The 17,789-nt window shown below is 61.7% G+C and carries 16 protein-coding genes and 1 pseudogene; 6 read left to right on the top strand and 11 right to left on the bottom strand.

Translation table 11 applies throughout. The annotated features are described in order from the left end of the window. The first annotated feature begins 2 nt into the window (after positions 1-2). Together rep and ACUN0G_RS14045 are read left to right on the top strand one after the other, a co-directional pair. Positions 3-2,012 carry a DNA helicase Rep gene (gene rep / locus ACUN0G_RS14050; protein ID WP_017476688.1) on the top strand — a complete coding sequence of 670 codons (2,010 nt, stop codon included), beginning with the start codon at positions 3-5 and terminating at the stop codon, positions 2,010-2,012. A 57-nt stretch (positions 2,013-2,069) separates the two neighbouring features. Further along, complete coding sequence (locus tag ACUN0G_RS14045) at positions 2,070-2,642, top strand: xanthine phosphoribosyltransferase (RefSeq protein ID WP_008439415.1); 573 nt, start codon at positions 2,070-2,072, stop codon at positions 2,640-2,642. A 147-nt stretch (positions 2,643-2,789) separates the two neighbouring features. Here ACUN0G_RS14045 and ACUN0G_RS14040 read toward each other — a convergent pair whose 3' ends face one another. From ACUN0G_RS14040 to dadA, 6 genes are all read right to left on the bottom strand, one after another. Then, complete coding sequence (locus tag ACUN0G_RS14040; protein ID WP_445573676.1) at positions 2,790-4,712, bottom strand: acetyl-CoA hydrolase/transferase C-terminal domain-containing protein; 1,923 nt, start codon at positions 4,710-4,712, stop codon at positions 2,790-2,792. 135 nt (positions 4,713-4,847) lie between these two features. After that, positions 4,848-5,264, bottom strand: a complete 417-nt coding sequence (locus ACUN0G_RS14035; RefSeq protein ID WP_076013140.1) for a c-type cytochrome — start codon at positions 5,262-5,264, stop codon at positions 4,848-4,850. A 182-nt stretch (positions 5,265-5,446) separates the two neighbouring features. Then, complete coding sequence (locus ACUN0G_RS14030) at positions 5,447-5,995, bottom strand: cupin domain-containing protein (RefSeq protein ID WP_003208755.1); 549 nt, start codon at positions 5,993-5,995, stop codon at positions 5,447-5,449. A 116-nt stretch (positions 5,996-6,111) separates the two neighbouring features. Then, complete coding sequence (gene alr, locus ACUN0G_RS14025) at positions 6,112-7,188, bottom strand: alanine racemase (protein WP_421523275.1); 1,077 nt, start codon at positions 7,186-7,188, stop codon at positions 6,112-6,114. Between the two features lie 79 nt (positions 7,189-7,267). Then, complete coding sequence (locus ACUN0G_RS14020; protein ID WP_003208752.1) at positions 7,268-7,621, bottom strand: RidA family protein; 354 nt, start codon at positions 7,619-7,621, stop codon at positions 7,268-7,270. Next, positions 7,593-8,894, bottom strand: coding sequence for a D-amino acid dehydrogenase (dadA, locus tag ACUN0G_RS14015; RefSeq protein WP_063033857.1), 1,302 nt, complete (start codon positions 8,892-8,894; stop codon positions 7,593-7,595). The genes ACUN0G_RS14020 and dadA overlap by 29 nt, the downstream gene beginning before the upstream one ends. A 156-nt stretch (positions 8,895-9,050) precedes the next feature. On the opposite strand from dadA, the gene ACUN0G_RS14010 reads away from it, so the two are divergent. Continuing rightward, positions 9,051-9,539, top strand: coding sequence for an Lrp/AsnC ligand binding domain-containing protein (locus ACUN0G_RS14010; RefSeq protein WP_003206849.1), 489 nt, complete (start codon positions 9,051-9,053; stop codon positions 9,537-9,539). A 38-nt stretch (positions 9,540-9,577) separates the two neighbouring features. On the opposite strand, the gene ACUN0G_RS14005 is transcribed toward ACUN0G_RS14010, so the two are convergent. Further along, complete coding sequence (locus ACUN0G_RS14005) at positions 9,578-9,931, bottom strand: YkgJ family cysteine cluster protein (RefSeq protein WP_003208747.1); 354 nt, start codon at positions 9,929-9,931, stop codon at positions 9,578-9,580. A 115-nt stretch (positions 9,932-10,046) separates the two neighbouring features. Here ACUN0G_RS14005 and ACUN0G_RS14000 point away from each other — a divergent pair, with 115 nt between their 5' ends. After that, positions 10,047-11,339 (top strand): NAD(P)/FAD-dependent oxidoreductase, encoded by a 1,293-nt coding sequence (locus ACUN0G_RS14000; protein ID WP_445573675.1) that lies wholly within the window; start codon positions 10,047-10,049, stop codon positions 11,337-11,339. Between the two features lies 1 nt (position 11,340). Here the strand turns inward: ACUN0G_RS14000 and ACUN0G_RS13995 are convergent, their stop codons facing one another. Then, entirely contained in the window at positions 11,341-11,577 is a 237-nt protein-coding gene (locus ACUN0G_RS13995; protein ID WP_258342815.1) for a DUF1127 domain-containing protein, read from the bottom strand. Positions 11,578-11,742: 165 nt separating this feature from the next. Between ACUN0G_RS13995 and ACUN0G_RS13990 the strand changes: the two genes are divergently transcribed. Together ACUN0G_RS13990 and ACUN0G_RS13985 are read left to right on the top strand one after the other, a co-directional pair. Further along, positions 11,743-13,167: an aminotransferase-like domain-containing protein gene (locus ACUN0G_RS13990; RefSeq protein ID WP_258342817.1), complete on the top strand. Its 1,425-nt coding sequence runs from the start codon at positions 11,743-11,745 to the stop codon at positions 13,165-13,167. Positions 13,168-13,229: 62 nt separating this feature from the next. Then, positions 13,230-14,792 carry a phospholipase D family protein gene (locus ACUN0G_RS13985; RefSeq protein WP_445573674.1) on the top strand — a complete coding sequence of 521 codons (1,563 nt, stop codon included), beginning with the start codon at positions 13,230-13,232 and terminating at the stop codon, positions 14,790-14,792. Between the two features lie 125 nt (positions 14,793-14,917). Here the strand turns inward: ACUN0G_RS13985 and ACUN0G_RS13980 are convergent, their stop codons facing one another. The 3 genes and pseudogenes from ACUN0G_RS13980 to ACUN0G_RS13970 all read right to left on the bottom strand — a co-directional run bounded on the left by ACUN0G_RS13980 (position 14,918) and on the right by ACUN0G_RS13970 (position 17,715). Beyond that, positions 14,918-16,060, bottom strand: coding sequence for an MFS transporter (locus ACUN0G_RS13980; protein WP_218263079.1), 1,143 nt, complete (start codon positions 16,058-16,060; stop codon positions 14,918-14,920). A gap of 40 nt (positions 16,061-16,100) precedes the next feature. Then, positions 16,101-16,190: pseudogene (locus tag ACUN0G_RS13975) on the bottom strand (outer membrane lipoprotein carrier protein LolA); the annotation flags it as partial. Positions 16,191-16,221: 31 nt separating this feature from the next. Further along, a complete protein-coding gene (locus tag ACUN0G_RS13970) occupies positions 16,222-17,715 on the bottom strand; it encodes an aldehyde dehydrogenase (protein ID WP_017476698.1) in 1,494 nt (497 codons plus the stop codon). Positions 17,716-17,789 lie beyond the last annotated feature (74 nt).

The raw sequence follows: 17,789 nt of genomic DNA, 5'->3' as shown, positions 1-17,789 counted from the left end.
GTATGTCCCGACTCAATCCCCGGCAGCAAGAAGCCGTGAACTACGTCGGCGGCCCTCTATTGGTGCTCGCCGGTGCCGGTTCCGGCAAGACCAGCGTGATCACCCGCAAGATCGCGCACCTGATCCAGAGCTGCGGCATCCGCGCCCAGTACATCGTCGCTATGACCTTTACCAACAAGGCGGCGCGGGAAATGAAAGAGCGCGTCGGCACCCTGCTCAAGGGTGGCGAAGGCCGTGGCCTCACGGTGTGTACCTTCCACAACCTGGGGCTGAACATCATCCGCAAGGAGCATGTGCGGCTGGGCTACAAGCCGGGCTTCTCGATCTTTGACGAGACTGACGTCAAGGCGCTGATGACCGACATCATGCAAAAGGAATACGCGGGCGACGACGGCGTCGACGAGATCAAGAACATGATCGGCTCGTGGAAAAACGACCTGATCCTGCCCGCCGAAGCCCTGGAAAACGCGCGCAACCCCAAGGAACAGACTGCCGCCATCGTCTACACCCACTACCAGCGCACGCTCAAGGCGTTCAACGCGGTGGACTTCGACGACCTGATCCTGCTGCCGGTGAAGCTGTTCCAGGAACACGCCGACATCCTCGAAAAGTGGCAGAACAAAGTCCGCTACCTGCTGGTGGACGAATACCAGGACACCAACGCCAGCCAATACCTGCTGGTGAAGCTGCTGATCGGCAAGCGCAACCAGTTCACCGTGGTGGGTGACGACGACCAGTCGATCTACGCCTGGCGCGGCGCCCGCCCGGAAAACCTGATGCTGCTCAAGGACGACTACCCGTCCCTGAAAGTGGTGATGCTGGAGCAGAACTACCGCTCCACCAGCCGCATCCTGCGTTGCGCCAACGTGCTGATCTCCAACAACCCCCACGAGTTTGAAAAACAACTGTGGAGCGAGATGGGCCACGGCGACGAGATCCGCGTGATCCGCTGCCGCAACGAAGACGCCGAAGCCGAGCGCGTGGCCGTCGAACTGCTCACGCTGCACCTGCGTACCGACCGGCCCTACAGCGATTTCGCGATCCTGTACCGCGGCAACTATCAGGCCAAGCTGATCGAGCTGAAGCTGCAGCACCACCAGATTCCTTATCGTCTGTCGGGCGGCAACAGCTTTTTCGGACGCCAGGAAGTAAAAGACCTGATGGCCTACTTCCGGCTGATCGTGAACCCGGACGACGACAACGCCTTCCTGCGGGTGATCAACGTCCCACGCCGGGAAATCGGTTCGACCACCCTGGAAAAGCTCGGCAACTACGCCACCGAGCGCAAGATCTCGATGTACGCCGCCACCGACGAAATCGGCCTGGGCGAGCACCTGGACACCCGCTTCACCGATCGCCTGGCGCGCTTCAAGCGCTTCATGGACAAGGTGCGCGAGCAGTGCGCCGGCGAAGACCCGATCAGCGCCCTGCGCAGCATGGTCATGGACATCGACTACGAGAACTGGCTGCGCACCAACAGCTCCAGCGACAAGGCCGCCGATTACCGCATGGGCAACGTGTGGTTCCTGATCGAGGCGTTGAAAAATACCCTGGAGAAGGACGAAGAAGGCGAGATGACCGTCGAGGACGCCATCGGCAAGCTTGTGCTGCGGGACATGCTTGAACGCCAGCAGGAAGAGGAAGACGGCGCCGAAGGCGTGCAGATGATGACCTTGCATGCGTCCAAGGGCCTGGAATTCCCCTACGTGTTCATCATGGGCATGGAAGAGGAAATCCTCCCGCACCGCTCCAGCATCGAAGCCGACACCATCGAAGAAGAACGGCGCCTGGCCTACGTGGGCATTACCCGCGCGCGTCAGACCCTGGCCTTCACCTTTGCCGCCAAGCGCAAGCAGTACGGCGAGATCATCGATTGTGCCCCCAGCCGGTTCCTCGACGAACTGCCGCCGGATGACCTGGCGTGGGAAGGCAACGACGACACACCAACCGAAGTCAAAGCCGTTCGCGGCAATACCGCCCTGGCGGATATACGCGCGATGTTAAAGCGCTAGAATCGACTACTTTTTAATCTACTTTCGGCGCGTGTTGCGCCAACAGAGGAAGCTTTCGTGGAAGCACTGCACAAGAAAATTCGCGAAGAAGGCATCGTGCTTTCCGATCAGGTACTCAAGGTCGACGCCTTTCTGAACCACCAGATCGACCCAGCGCTGATGAAACTGATCGGCGACGAGTTCGCTGCGTTGTTCAAGGATTCGGGCATCACCAAGATCGTCACCATCGAAGCCTCGGGCATTGCACCGGCGATCATGACCGGCCTGAACCTCGGCGTACCGGTGATTTTCGCGCGCAAGCAACAGTCCCTGACCCTGACTGAAAACCTGCTGTCGGCGACGGTGTATTCCTTCACCAAGAAAACCGAAAGCACCGTGGCGATTTCCCCGCGCCACCTGACCAGCAGCGACCGCGTGCTGATCATCGATGACTTCCTGGCCAACGGTAAGGCGTCCCAGGCGCTGATCTCGATCATCAAACAGGCCGGCGCGACCGTGGCTGGCTTGGGGATTGTGATCGAGAAGTCGTTCCAGGGTGGCCGTGCAGAGCTGGATGCCCAGGGTTATCGGGTTGAATCGCTGGCGCGGGTGCAGTCGTTGGCGGGTGGGGTTGTGACCTTTATCGAGTAATTTGCAGCACTGCAAATCCCGAGTGAACACAATTCAAAATGTGGGAGCTGGCTTGCCTGCGATAGCGGAGTGTCAGGCGACAGAGATGTCGACTGTCAGGCCCTCATCGCAGGCAAGCCAGCTCCCACATTTGATTTGTGGTGTTTGTCAGTGCGCGGTGGCTTGTAGGCCCGCTAGCAACAGGCGCTGGTACAAGTCCTCTTTCAACCCCTCCGGCTTATCCAACCCCATCCGCACCAAATGCTCGGGAAACGCCTCCGGCTCCGGTGCATCCAGCGCCGCCTTGCCCAGTTCCAGAATCTCCGTCAGCTTGAATTTGCTCTTGAGCCAGTTCAACGCCCGCAGCAAATCCCGCTCTTCATCGGTGAAATCACAGCCCAACGGATACTCCGGGAACAACCTCGGATGCCGAGCTTGAATCGCCTGCAGACGCTCCGGCGTGTTGTCGGCAAACCGCGGATCCAGCTGGAAATCCTTCGGCAACTTCCCGGCCTTCTGCGCCTGTTCGATCAAGTCTTCCTGGAACCGCGAGTCGGTGATATTCAGCAGCGCCTCGATTACCTTGGCATCGGTCTGCCCACGTAAATCCGCGATCCCGTATTCGGTGATGACAATGTCCCGCAGGTGCCGGGGAATCGTGCAGTGGCCGTATTCCCAGACGATATTGGAACTGACCTCGCCCCCCGATTCGCGCCAGCTGCGCAGGATCAGGATCGAGCGCGCGCCTTCCAGCGCATGGCCCTGGGCGACAAAGTTGTATTGCCCGCCGACGCCGCTGAGCACCCGGCCGTCTTCCAACTGGTCGGCCACGCCCGCGCCCAGCAGGGTCACGGTAAACGCGCTGTTGATAAACCGCGCATCCAGGCGCTGTAAACGCTTGAGTTCTTCCTGCCCGTACAGCTCGTTGATGTAGCTGATGCGGGTCATGTTGAATTCCAGGCGCTTGCTCTGGGGCAAATCCCGCAGGCGCTCGTAGAAACTCTGCGGGCCGAGGAAGAAGCCGCCGTGCACCGAGATCCCGTCGGTCTGCGCGGCTTCGTCCAGGGTGCCGGCGTTGGCCCGCTGCTGGGTCGCCACGTCCGGGTACACCTTGCGCCGCACAATCCCGGCGTCGGCCAGCACCAGCAGGCCGTTGACGAACATTTCGCTGCAACCGTACAGGCCACGGGCGAAGGGTGCGACGCCGCCTTCATGGCTGATCAGCGGCGCCCATTGGTACACATCCAGGTCGGTGAGCAACAGGCGATACGCCTCGTTGTCCGCCTGGCGCGCCAGCAAGGCGGCGGTCAGTGCGTCGCCCATGGAGCCGATGCCGATCTGCAGGGTGCCGCCGTCGCGCACCAGGGTGCTGGCGTGCAAACCGATAAAGTGGTCCTGGAAACCTACAGGCATGTTCGGCGTGGAGAACAGCGTGGTGCTGTCCTTCTCGTCGATCAGGAAGTCGAATTCATCCATACCCAGTTCGGCGTCGCCGGGCATGTAGGGCAAATCACTGTGAACCTGGCCCACCACCAGGATGGTTTCACCGGCTTCGCGGCGCTTGGCGATCATCGGCATCAGGTCGAGGGTGATGTCGGGGTTGCAGCTCAGGCTCAGGCGATCCGGGTGTTCGGCGCTGCCGGCCACCAGCTGCGCAACGAGGTTCAGGCCGGCGGCGTTGATATCACGGGCGGCGTGGCTGTAATTGCTGCTGACGTAATCCTGCTGAGCCGAGGCGCTGTGCAACAAACTGCCGGGCTGCATGAAAAACTGCTGAACATGAATGTTGGCCGGCAGATTGTCCTTGTGCAGGGCGGCGAGGAAATCCAGCTCGGGATAGTCGCCGAAAACCCGTTCGATAAAAGGTTCGAGGAAGCGCTTCTGCAAGCCATCGCCCAAGGTGGGGCGACCCAGGACCAGAGCGGTGTAAATGGTCAGCGCCCGATCCGGCAGCTTGGCGATACGCCGGTACAGCGCGTTGACGAACAGGTTGGGTTTGCCCAGGCCCAGGGGCATGCCCATGTGAATATGCGCCGGCAGCCGTGCCAGTACGTCGTCGACCGCTTGCTCGATTGAACACAACTGCACCATCCGACTTCTCCCGAACATTCCATGAATTGGGGTTGGACCGAGCTTGCCGGGTCTTTGCTGCAAAGAACAGCCTAAAAAGGCAAATCGCGGGCACAAAAAAGCCGCTGGTCAGCGGCTTTTTTGGCGAAGATCGGTTTATTTAAGACCCGACATCTTCTCGATTGCACCTTTAAGCTCGTCATCCGAGCAGTCGGCACAGGTGCCTTTTGGCGGCATGGCGTTCAGGCCGGTGATGGCCTTGGCCAGCAGGCCGTCGAGGCCACCCTGGTGGTCCGCGCGGTCTTTCCAGGCCGCGGTGTCGCCAATTTTCGGAGCGCCCAACAGGCCGGTACCGTGGCAAGCGTTGCAGTGCTTGGCGATTACGTCATCCGGCGATTTCGCGCCACCGCCGCCGCCCGCAGCCACTGCCACTTCCATCCCCTTGCACTCTTGCCCCTGGACGCACACCTGGCCGACAGGCTCCAGGCGTTTGGCAATTTCATCATTGGTCGCAGCTTGAGCGCTGACAGCCCATAGGGCCAGTACTGTTGCTGGTGCAGCCAGCATTTTCATAATTAGGTTCACGCGTTCACCCTCAATGGTGGCTATTCACGCCTGCGGCCACGGTTTCGCAGGCGGCGAAAGTATAACGGTTAGCCCGCCCCGCCGAAACAACCCTATTAACCAAGGGGAGATTCAGCAGGGCGGAATGCTGCTACGGGCGTCTCTGCGACATAGGCAGGACGCCTCTTTTCTTAAAAGTTCGCGGGTGTGGCTGCGCTGATTAGTCGCGCCGGCACTTCGAACGGATTGCGAAAACGGTGCGGCTTGGTGCTTTCAAAGTAGTAGCTATCGCCGGCTTCGAGCACAAAAGTTTCAAGACCGACTACCAGCTCCAGGCGGCCTTCCACCAGAATCCCGGTTTCCTCGCCCTCATGGGTGAGCATCTCTTCGCCGGTATCGGCACCTGGCGGGTAGATCTCGTTGAGGAACGCAATCGCCCGGCTCGGGTGCGCGCGGCCCACCAGTTTCATGGTAACGGCGCCGTCGGAGATATCGATCAGCTCATTGGCTTTATAGACGATCTGGGTCGGTTTTTCCTGGAGGATCTCCTCGGAAAAGAACTCCACCATCGACATGGGAATGCCGCCCAGCACCTTGCGCAAGGAGCTGATGGAGGGGCTGACACTGTTTTTTTCGATCATCGAAATGGTGCTGTTGGTGACGCCCGCGCGCTTGGCTAGCTCACGCTGGGAAAGACCTTTCAGTTTACGGATGGATTGCAGTCGTTCGCCGACGTCCAATGCAGGAGCCTCCTAGGATTCAGGCGTTGTTGTAATTGAGCGTTATCATGGCGACAGCGTTCAGTATTTACAACACTTTGGCCTAAATCCCGGAATCTGCCATTCGTGGGTGCCGCTCAAGCGCCGGAATAGAGCCGTGGCACCCGGCGCAGGTTGCAGAAGATCTGGTACGGAATGGTGTCGGCAGCGGTGGCAACGTCACTGGCGAGGATGTTTTTGCCCCACAACTCGACGGTAGAACCGAGCCCGGCCTGAGGTACGTCGGTCAGGTCGATACACAGCATGTCCATCGACACCCGGCCCAGCAACTGACTGCGCTGGCCGGCCACCAGCACCGGGGTGCCGGTGGGCGCGTGGCGCGGGTAGCCGTCGGCATAACCCATGGCAACCACGCCGATGCGCATCGGTTTCGGGGTGATGAACCTGGCGCCGTAGCCCACCGGCTCGCCGGCCGGCAGTTCACGTACGCAGATGACTTTCGATTCGAGGGTCATCACCGGCTGCAAGCGTGCGGCGATGGCCTGGTCTTCGCCAAACGGCGTGGCGCCGTAAAGCATGATGCCCGGGCGTACCCAGTCACTGGACACGTTCGGCCAGCCCAGCACCGACGGCGAATTGCGCAGGCTGACCTGGGCCGACAAGCCCTGGCGCGCCGCTTCAAACACCGCGACTTGCTCTTCGCTGCTGGTACTGTCCAGCTCATCGGCACGGGCGAAGTGGCTCATCAGCACGATCTTCGCGACTTTGCCGCTGGCCAGCAGGCGCTGGTAAGCGTCGTGATAATCCTTGGGGTGCAAGCCGACACGGTGCATGCCCGAATCAAGCTTGAGCCACACGGTCAGCGGCTTGCTGAGCTGCGCCTGTTCAATTGCATCCAGCTGCCACAGCGAATGCACCACGCACCAGAAATCATGCTCGATGATCAGCGGCAGCTCGTCGGCTTCGAAAAAACCTTCCAGCAACAGCACCGGCCCGCGAATCCCGGCGGCCCGCAGTTCCAGCGCTTCCTCGATGCAAGCGACGGCAAACCCGTCCGCCTCGGCTTCCAGCGCCTGGGCAACGCGCACGGCACCATGGCCGTAGGCATCGGCCTTGATCACGGCGAGGGCCTTGGCCCCACCCGTGACTTCACGGGCCAGTTGATAATTGTGGCGCAGGGCTTGGAGGTCGATCAGGGCACGGGCAGGACGCATGGCGGCAGGCTTCTAGGCGGCAGTGAGAAGAAAAAACCGGCACCCACTGACTGCGCGGGCACCGGGAGAGGAGTTTTGCTTAAGGCAGAGCGGCCACAACCGACAGCTCCACCAGGATTTCCGGTTCGCAGAGTTTCGCTTCAACCGTGGCACGGGCCGGCGCGACGCCTTTTGGCAGCCACTTGTCCCATACCGCGTTCATTCCGGCGAAATCGGCGTCGATGTCTTTCAGGTAGATGGTCACCGACAGCAGCTTGGTCTTGTCGGTACCGGCCAGGTCCAGCAAACGCTCGATATTGACGAGTGTTTCGCGGGTCTGCTGTTCAATCCCGGCACTCATGTCGTCGCCGACCTGCCCTGCCAGATACACGGTACCGCTGTGAACAACGATCTGGCTCATGCGCTCATTGGTGAGCTGGCGCTGGATTGACATGTTTTGCGGACTCCTGGTGGTTGCCATAACGGGAAATATCGAGGCCTTCGGCACTGATTTGCGGAGTTTTCTTCGCCATCAAATCGGCCAGCAAACGACCAGAGCCACAAGCCATGGTCCAACCGAGGGTGCCGTGACCGGTGTTCAGGAACAGGTTTTTGAACGGGGTAGCACCGACAATCGGCGTGCCGTCCGGGGTGGTCGGGCGCAGGCCGGTCCAGAAACTGGCCTGGCTCAAATCACCGCCCTGAGGATAAAGGTCGTTGACGATCATCTCCAGGGTTTCCCGCCGGCGTGGGTTCAGCGACAGGTCAAAACCGGCTATCTCAGCCATGCCACCGACGCGGATGCGGTTGTCAAAACGGGTGATCGCGACCTTGTAGGTCTCGTCGAGAATGGTCGAAGTCGGGGCCATCGCCGCATTGGTGATCGGCACAGTCATCGAGTAACCCTTGAGCGGGTACACCGGCGCCTTGATCCCCAGTGGCTTGAGCAGCTTCGGCGAGTAGCTGCCGAGGGCCAGCACGTAGCGGTCGGCGGTTTCCAGCTTGCCGTCGATCCACACGCCGTTGATCCGGTCACCGGCGTAGTCCAGCCGCTGGATATCTTGCTCGAAGCGGAATTCGACACCCAGTTGCTTGCACATGTCGGCAAGGCGGGTGGTAAACATCTGGCAGTCGCCGGTCTGGTCGTTCGGCAGGCGCAGGGCACCGGCGAGGATATCCGTAACGCTGGCCAGGGCTGGTTCAACCCGGGCAATGCCGGCGCGGTCCAGCAGCTCGTAAGGCACGCCAGACTCTTTCAACACGGCGATGTCCTTGGCGGCACCATCCAGTTGGGCCTGGGTGCGGAACAGCTGAGTAGTCCCCAGGGTGCGGCCTTCGTAGGCAATGCCGGTCTCGGCGCGCAGTTCGTCGATGCAGTCGCGGCTGTATTCGGACAGGCGCACCATGCGTTCCTTGTTCACCGCATAACGGCTGGCGGTGCAGTTGCGCAGCATCTGCGCCATCCACAGGTACTGATCGATATCGGCAGTGGCCTTGATCGCCAGGGGTGCGTGGCGCTCCAGCAGCCATTTGATGGCCTTGAGCGGCACACCCGGAGCAGCCCATGGCGAGGCGTAGCCCGGCGAGATCTGCCCGGCGTTGGCGAAACTGGTCTCCATGGCCACAGCCGGCTGACGGTCGACCACGACCACTTCAAAACCAGCTCGTGCCAAATAGTAGGCACTGGCCACGCCAATGACACCGCTACCCAAGACCAGAACGCGCATTTTTATTCCCTCATCACGGCTTGACCGCTGACGTTTGTTGTTCAGCACAAAGATGTGGGCAGTATAAAAAGCAATCACCAGTGCATTTCACTATATAACTGCCTATATTTGGCGACAATTCTCGGCAAAAACCCTTTTCACGGAGGAGCATCCCCTATGCGGACCAACACTCAGACCAAGCGGGAGCTGGACAAGATCGACCGCAACATCCTGCGCATCCTGCAGGCCGACGGGCGAATTTCGTTTACTGAGCTGGGGGAAAAGGTCGGGCTGTCGACCACGCCGTGCACCGAGCGGGTCCGGCGCCTGGAGCGCGAAGGGATCATCATGGGCTACAACGCCCGGCTCAATCCGCAGCATTTGAAGGGTAGCCTGCTGGTGTTTGTCGAAATCAGCCTCGACTACAAGTCCGGCGACACCTTTGAAGAATTCCGACGCGCCGTGCTGAAACTGCCCCACGTGCTGGAGTGCCACCTGGTGTCAGGGGACTTCGACTACCTGGTGAAGGCGCGCATCTCGGAGATGGCGTCGTACCGCAAATTGCTCGGCGATATCCTGCTCAAGCTACCCCACGTAAGGGAGTCCAAGAGCTATATCGTGATGGAAGAGGTGAAAGAGAGCCTGAACCTGCCGATCCCGGATTAAGACAGCACCACAGGCCAATGTGGGAGCGGGGACATCCGCTAGACCAATACCTGACGCGTCGACGCCATGTACGCGTGAATCTGCTTTTCCACCCGTGGGTGGATCAGCTCCACCGGGCGCCGGTCATTGGGGCATGGCAAGGTCGGCGTGGTGCCGAACAGCCGGCAAATCAGCGGGCGCTCGTCGTACACGGTGCAGCCATTGGGACCGAGGTGCACGCAGTTGAGTTCGTCCATCGCCGCTTCCTGCTCGGCAGCGGTCTTGCGCGGCAGGCGCGACATTTCCTCGGGGGACGTGGTTACCGGCCCACAGCAGTCGTGGCAACCCGGGACGCACTCGAACGAGGGAATCTGCCGGCGCAGCGCGTTGACTTTCTGACTGTTGCAACTCATCGACACAGGGACCGAACGGCGAATAGGCGTGGATTCTGCCTTAAAAGCCCTCGGTGAGACAGCTTCGCCCGACCGCTGTATCCTGCGTCAAATTTTCCAAACAGGGATGCTCCCCATGACCGCCAGCGCCCGGCACGCCAATTCCTACTACGCCGCCAGCAGTTTCCCGCAGCCTGATTATCCGGTGCTGACAGGTGAAATCGTGGCCGATGTGTGCGTGGTGGGCGGCGGTTTTTCGGGGCTTAACACTGCCCTGGAACTAGCCGAGCGTGGTTTCAGCGTGGTCCTGCTGGAAGCCCGCAAGATCGCCTGGGGCGCCAGCGGGCGCAATGGCGGGCAGTTGATTCGTGGTGTCGGCCATGGACTGGACCAGTTCACCAACGTCATCGGCGCCGAGGGCGTGAGCCAGATGAAACTGATGGGCCTGGAAGCAGTAGAGATCGTGCGCCAGCGGGTCGAACGTTCGCAGATCGCCTGCGACCTGACCTGGGGCTACTGCGACCTGGCCAACAAACCCCGCGACCTGGAACACCTGGCCGCCGACGCCGAAGAGCTGCAAGGCCTTGGCTATCGCCATGAAGTGCGCCTGCTGCAAGCCAGCGAGATGCGCAGTGTGATCGGCTCCAACCGCTATGTAGGCGGCATGATCGACATGGGCTCCGGCCACCTGCACCCGCTGAACCTGGCCCTCGGCGAGGCCGCCGCTGCACAGCAGTTGGGCGTCCAGCTGTTCGAGCATTCCGAGGCGGTGCGGATCGATTACGGCCCTGAGGTCAACGTTCACACCGCCCAAGGCAACGTGCGCGCCAAGACCCTGGTGCTGGGCTGCAATGCTTATTTGAACGGCCTCAACCCGCACCTGAGCGGCAAGGTGCTGCCCGCCGGCAGCTACATCATCGCCACCGAGCCGTTGAGCGAAGCCCAGGCGGCCGAGTTGCTACCGCAAAACATGGCGGTGTGTGACCAGCGGGTGACGGTGGACTACTTCCGGCTGTCCGCCGACCGACGCTTGCTGTTCGGCGGTGCCTGCCATTATTCCGGACGCGACCCACAGGACATCGGCGCCTACATGCGGCCAAAGATGCTCCAGGTGTTCCCGCAGTTGGCCAACGTAAAAATCGACTACCAATGGGGCGGCATGATTGGCATCGGCGCCAACCGCCTGCCGCAGATTGGCCGGCTGGCCGACCAACCCAACGTGTATTTCGCCCAGGCCTATGCCGGCCATGGCCTCAATGCCACCCACCTGGCGGGCAAACTGCTGGGCGAAGCCATCAGCGGCCAGCAAAGCGGGCGTTTTGATCTGTTTGCCAAGGTGCCGCACATCACTTTCCCGGGCGGCAAGCATTTGCGCTCGCCGCTGTTGGCGCTGGGAATGCTCTGGCACCGGTTGAAGGAACTGGTCTGAATCAACCGCGCCAGAAGGGCTTCAACCCTTCCTGGCGCGCCTGTTCGACACTCAGGCCCACGTCACGCAGTTGCTCCGGGGTCAGCTCCAGCAAGGTCTTGCGCGTGTGCATGCGGTGCCAGAACAACGCCCAAGAGCGCAGCGCCGGGGCCTTGTGACGCGCCGCCATGCGCCGCTCCTGGCCGACTTCCAGTTCCTGACCGTGTAATGCCAACCGCACATCGCTCAAACCGCTCATTTTCCTGCCCCTCATTTACGTATTGCCATGAGTCGGTAGGATGAGCCGGCGGGCGAAACCATGACAGATTCAACCTCGCTGTATTAAATCCATACAGATGCTGCCTATTGGCGCCTGAATCCTGTATTTTCAGCCTATCTGTACTGGTAATCGGGAAGCATCGCCATGACCCTATACGTCAACCTCGCCGAACTGTTAGGCACGCGAATCGAGCAGGGCTTCTATCGCCCGGGCGATCGATTGCCGTCGGTGCGGGCCTTGAGCGTGGAGCACGGGGTGAGCCTGAGCACCGTACAACAGGCCTATCGGATGCTGGAAGACAACGGCCTGGCGATGCCCAAACCCAAATCCGGCTACTTCGTACCGGTAGGCCGCGACTTGCCCGCGCTGCCCGCCGTTGGCCGCCCGGCCCAGCGCCCGGTGGAAATTTCCCAGTGGGACCAGGTGCTGGAACTGATCCGCGCGGTGCCACGCAAAGACACCATACAGTTGGGCCGGGGCATGCCGGATGTATTGTCGCCGACCATGAAACCGCTGCTGCGCAGCCTCGCCCGGATCAGTCGGCGTCAGGACATGCCGGGGCTGTATTACGACACTATCCACGGCAACCTGGAGCTGCGCGAACAGATCGCGCGCCTGATGCTCGATTCAGGCTGCCAACTGACGCCCCAGGACCTGGTGATCACCACCGGTTGCCACGAAGCGCTGTCCGCCAGTATCCACGCCATCTGCGAGCCGGGCGACATCGTTGCCGTCGACTCGCCAAGCTTCCACGGCGCCATGCAAACCCTGAAAGGCCTGGGCATGAAAGCCCTGGAAATCCCCACCGACCCGCTTACCGGTATCAGCCTGGACGCGCTGGAGCTGGCGCTGGAACAGTGGCCGATCAAAGTCATCCAGCTGACCCCCAACTGCAATAACCCGCTGGGCTACATCATGCCGGAGTCGCGCAAACGCGCGCTGCTGACCCTGGCCCAGCGCTTTGACGTGGCGATCATCGAAGACGATGTGTATGGCGAACTGGCCTACAGCTACCCGCGCCCACGCACCATCAAGTCCTTCGACGAAGATGGCCGCGTCGTCCTGTGCAGCTCCTTCTCGAAGACCCTGGCGCCGGGCCTGCGGATCGGCTGGGTAGCACCCGGTCGGTACCTGGAACGCGTGCTGCACATGAAATACATCAGCACCGGCTCCACCGCGACCCAACCGCAGATCGCGATTGCCGAATTCCTGAAAGACGGGCATTTCGAACCGCATTTGCGGCGGATGCGCACGCAATACCAGCGTAATCGCGACCTGATGCTCGATTGGGTCAGCCGTTACTTCCCGGCCGGCACCCGCGCCAGCCGTCCACAGGGCAGTTTCATGCTGTGGGTGGAATTACCGGAAGGCTTCGACACCCTGAAGCTCAACCGGGTGTTGTTGGATGAAGGTGTACAGATTGCTGTGGGAAGCATCTTTTCCGCCTCCGGCAAGTACAGGAATTGCCTGCGCATGAACTACGCTGCCAAACCAACGCCGCAGATTGAAGAGGCCGTGCGCAAGGTCGGCGCAACGGCCATCAAGTTGCTGGCCGAAGCCGCGGACTGACCTTTCTCGGGAAATAGCCGTCATATGCCGACAACCGCCCTGATTCGGAACCCACGTCATTGATGACCCAACGGCTATTACCGTTTTTCCTGCTGGGCATCCTGGCCCTGGGCGGCTGCGCAACCATCGACCAGCCGCGCACGCCCAGTGAGGCGCTGCCGGCCAGCGAGTCGTCCTTCGGCCGCTCGATCCAGGCCCAGGCCGCACCGTACAAAGGCCGCTCCGGCTTCCGCCTGTTGCCCAACAGCAGCGAAGCCTTCATGGCCCGTGCCGAACTGATCCGCAACGCCCAGACCAGCCTCGACTTGCAGTACTACATCGTCCACGACGGCATCAGTACGCGGATGCTCGTGGATGAATTGCTCAAGGCCGCCGACCGTGGCGTGCGCGTGCGCATCCTGCTGGACGACACCACCAGCGACGGCCTGGACCAGATCATCGCGACCCTCGCCGCCCACCCGCAGATCCAGATTCGCCTGTTCAACCCGCTGCACCTGGGCCGCAGCACCGGCGTGACCCGTGCCATGGCGCGGCTGTTCGACCTGTCGCTGCAACATCGGCGCATGCACAACAAGCTGTGGCTGGCGGACAACAGCGTCGCCATCGTCGGCGGGCGCAACCTGGGGGATGAGTATTTCGACGCCGAACCCAACCTCAACTTCACCGATATCGACATGCTCAGCGTGGGCCCGGTGGCCGAGCAACTGGGCCACAGTTTCGACCAGTACTGGAACAGCGCCCTGAGCAAGCCCATCGGTGACTTCGTCAGCAGCGCCTCCAAAGGCGACCTGGCCAGCGCCCGCGTACGGCTGGAGGAATCCCTCGCCGAATCTCGCCAGCAAAATCATGCCCTGTACAACCGCCTGCGCACTTACAAAACTCAGCCGCGCATGGACATCTGGCGCCGCGAGCTGATCTGGGCCTGGAACCAGGCGCTGTGGGATGCGCCGAGCAAGGTGCTGGCCAAGGCCGATCCAGATCCGCGGCTGCTGCTGACCACCCAGCTGGCGCCCGAACTGGAAGGTGTCAGCCATGAGCTGATGATGATCTCGGCCTACTTCGTGCCCGGGCAGCCCGGGCTGGTGTACCTGACCGGGCGTGCGGACGCCGGGGTATCGGTGAGCCTGCTGACCAATTCCCTGGAAGCCACCGACGTGCCAGCCGTCCACGGTGGCTATGCGCCCTATCGCAAGGCGTTGCTGGAACACGGCGTGAAACTGTACGAGTTGCGTCGCCAGCCGGGAGACGGCGGCGGCAGCGGCCCTCATCTGTTCCGCAAGGGCACCTTCCGCGGCTCGGACTCCAGCCTGCACAGCAAGGCGATCATCTTTGACCGGGAGAAATCCTTCATCGGCTCATTCAACTTCGACCCGCGCTCGGTGCTGTGGAACACCGAAGTCGGCGTACTGGTGGACAGTCCCGAGCTGGCGGAACACGTGCGCAACCTGGCACTGGAGGGCATGGCGCCCCCGTTGAGCTATCAGGCGAAACTGCAGGATGGCCAGGTGGTGTGGGTGACCGAGGACAACGGCCAACTGCACACCCTGACCCGTGAACCCGGCAGTTGGTGGCGCCGGTTCAATGCCTGGTTTGCTACATCCGTCGGGCTGGAACGCATGCTTTAAGAACAGCGCAGAGCCCTGTGGGAGCCGGGCTTGCCCGCGATTGCGGCGTCTCAGGCACAGGATGCGCAAGCTGACACTTCGCTATCGCAGGCAAGCCAGCTCCCACAGTTGTTCGCATTTCAAGGTCAGGCCGGCTGGGTGGCGCCGAATGCACCTTGGCGCAGCAGCAGAATCACCAATCCCAGCGCCCCCGCTGCCATCAACAGCGGCAACGCATGCCCGCTGATCCACTGGCTGCCAGCACCGGCCACCAGTGGGCCGATCAGGCAGCCGATGCCCCACAGCTGCGCGATATGCGCATTGGCGCGCACCAGTGCGTCGTCGCGGTAGCGCTCGCCAATCAGGATCAGCGACAGGGTGAACAACCCACCGGCACTGGCCCCGAACAGCACCCACACCGGCCAGATCAGCAGCGTATCGAGCAACAGCGGAATCGCCAGGCTCGTCGCCAGCAGCATCAGCGCGCAGCCGAGAAACAGTGTGCGCCGAGGCAGGTAGTCCGCCAGTGCACCAATCGGCAGTTGCAGCAACGCATCACCGACCACCACCGTGCTGACCATCGCCAGGGCAATCTCGGCGGTGAAACCCTGTTGCAGGCAATACACCGGCAACAGCGTCAGAATCATCGCCTCGAACGCGGCGAATAACGCCACCGCCCAGGCAATCGCCGGCAAACCCTGGCAGAAGCGCAGCAAGTCGCCGAAGGTCACGCTGAAGGACTCGGCAGTCGGCGCACCGGTGCGGCCCAGCAGCAGGATCGGCGAGAACGTCAGCAGACCAACGCCCACCCAGAAGCCAATGTCGTTATCCGTACCCAGCGCGCCCAGCAGCAACGGGCCTGACAGTTGGCTCAACGCATAGCTACAGCCATACAGCGCCACCAGACGGCCGCGCCAGCGCTCGATCACCAGTTGGTTGATCCAGCTTTCGCCGAGGATAAACACGATGGTCAGGATCACCCCGATCATCAGCCGCAGCACCAGCCATACCGGGTAGCTGGGCAATACCGCCAACAGGCCGATGGAAATCGCCCCGGCCCACAGGCACAGGCGCATCAGGTTTGCCGTGCCCAGGCGTGAGGCCAAGCCACTGGAGACCTTGGCACCCAGCAGCACACCGAAGGCCGGCATCGCCGCCATCACGCCGATAGCGAAGCTGCCGTAGCCCCAGCTTTCCAGGCGCAGGGACACCAGCGGCATGCTCACGCCCAAGGCCAGGCCCACGCTCAAGACCGACGCCAACACGGCGAAATAGGTCGCCCAACGCATTTCCACGCTCCTGTGGATTGTTTTTTCAGGGCCGCAAACGAACTGTAGGAGCGAGCTTGCTCGCGAAAAACTTGAGAGCACCGCGTGCATTCAGAATGCCCGCGTCATCGTTCAAGTCCTTCGCGAGCAAGCTCGCTCCTACAGGGAGTCGCCGGGATGACTTACAACTTGATCCAGGTCGCCTTCAGCTCGGTGTACTTGTCGAACGCGTGCAGCGACTTGTCGCGGCCGTTACCCGACTGCTTGAAACCACCGAACGGTGCGGTCATGTCGCCGCCATCGTACTGGTTGACCCACACGCTACCGGCACGCAGTGCCTTGGCGGTCAGGTGTGCCTTGGAGATGTTCGACGTCCACACCGCAGCGGCCAGGCCGTATTGGGTGTCGTTGGCGATCGCGATGGCTTCTTCCACGCTGTCGAAGGCAATCACCGACAACACGGGGCCGAAGATTTCTTCCTGGGCGATCTTCATGGCGTTGGTCACACCGTCGAAAATCGTTGGCTCCACATAGGTGCCACCGCTTTCCTGCAGCGTGCGCTTGCCGCCGGCTACCAGCTTGGCGCCATCGGCATGCCCGGCTTCGATGTACGACAGCACGGTGTTCATCTGCTGGGTATCCACCAGCGCGCCGACCGTGGTGGCCGGGTCCAGCGGGTTGCCCGGCTTCCAGGCCTTGAGGGCCTCGATCACCAGCGGCAGGAATTTATCCTTGATCGAACGCTCCACCAGCAGGCGCGAACCGGCGGTGCACACTTCGCCCTGGTTGAAGGCGATGGCGCCGGCCGCGGATTCGGCGGCGGCTTGCAGGTCCGGGGCATCGGCGAACACGATGTTCGGGCTCTTGCCGCCAGCTTCCAGCCAGACGCGCTTCATGTTCGACTCACCGGACCGGATCAGCAGTTGCTTGGCGATCTTGGTAGAACCGGTGAACACCAGGGTGTCGACGTCCATGTGCAGCGCCAGGGCGTTACCCACGGTGTGGCCATAGCCCGGCAGCACGTTGAACACGCCTTTCGGGATGCCGGCTTCAACCGCCAGTTCGGCGATGCGGATGGCGGTCAGCGGCGACTTTTCAGACGGCTTGAGGATCACCGAGTTACCGGTGGACAGCGCCGGCCCAAGTTTCCAGCAGGCCATCATCAGCGGGAAGTTCCACGGCACGATGGCCGCGACCACGCCGACGGGCTCACGGGTCACCAGGCCAAGCTGGTCGTGGGGCGTGGCTGCGACTTCATCATAGATCTTGTCGATGGCCTCACCGCTCCAGCTCAGCGCTTGCGCCGCGCCTGGAACGTCGATGTTCAGGGAGTCACTGATCGGCTTGCCCATGTCCAGGGTTTCAAGCAGTGCCAGCTCTTCGGCGTTGGCCTTGAGCAAGCCGGCGAAACGGATCATGGTGGCTTTGCGCTTGGCGGGCGCCAGGCGTGACCAGGCACCGGAATTGAAGGTGGCGCGGGCGTTTTCAACCGCGCGCTGGGCGTCGGCGACGTCACAGCTGGCAACCGTTGCCAGCAGACGGCCATCGACCGGGCTGAGGCATTCGAACGTGTCGCCGGAAACGGCGGCGGTGTATTCGCCATTGATGTAGGCGCGGCCTTCGATCTTCAGATCCTTGGCGCGTTGTTCCCAGTCGGCACGGGTCAGGGTGGTCATGCGAGTGTCCTCCTCTTATTGAATACAAGGGCCGGGCAATGTACCCAGGCACCTTCGAAGAATGCTTGCCCGGC

Source organism: Pseudomonas sp. 32A (genome assembly GCF_052682255.1).
The sequence above is the reverse complement of the archived record's forward strand: the minus strand, read 5'-3'. Positions and strand labels throughout refer to the sequence as shown.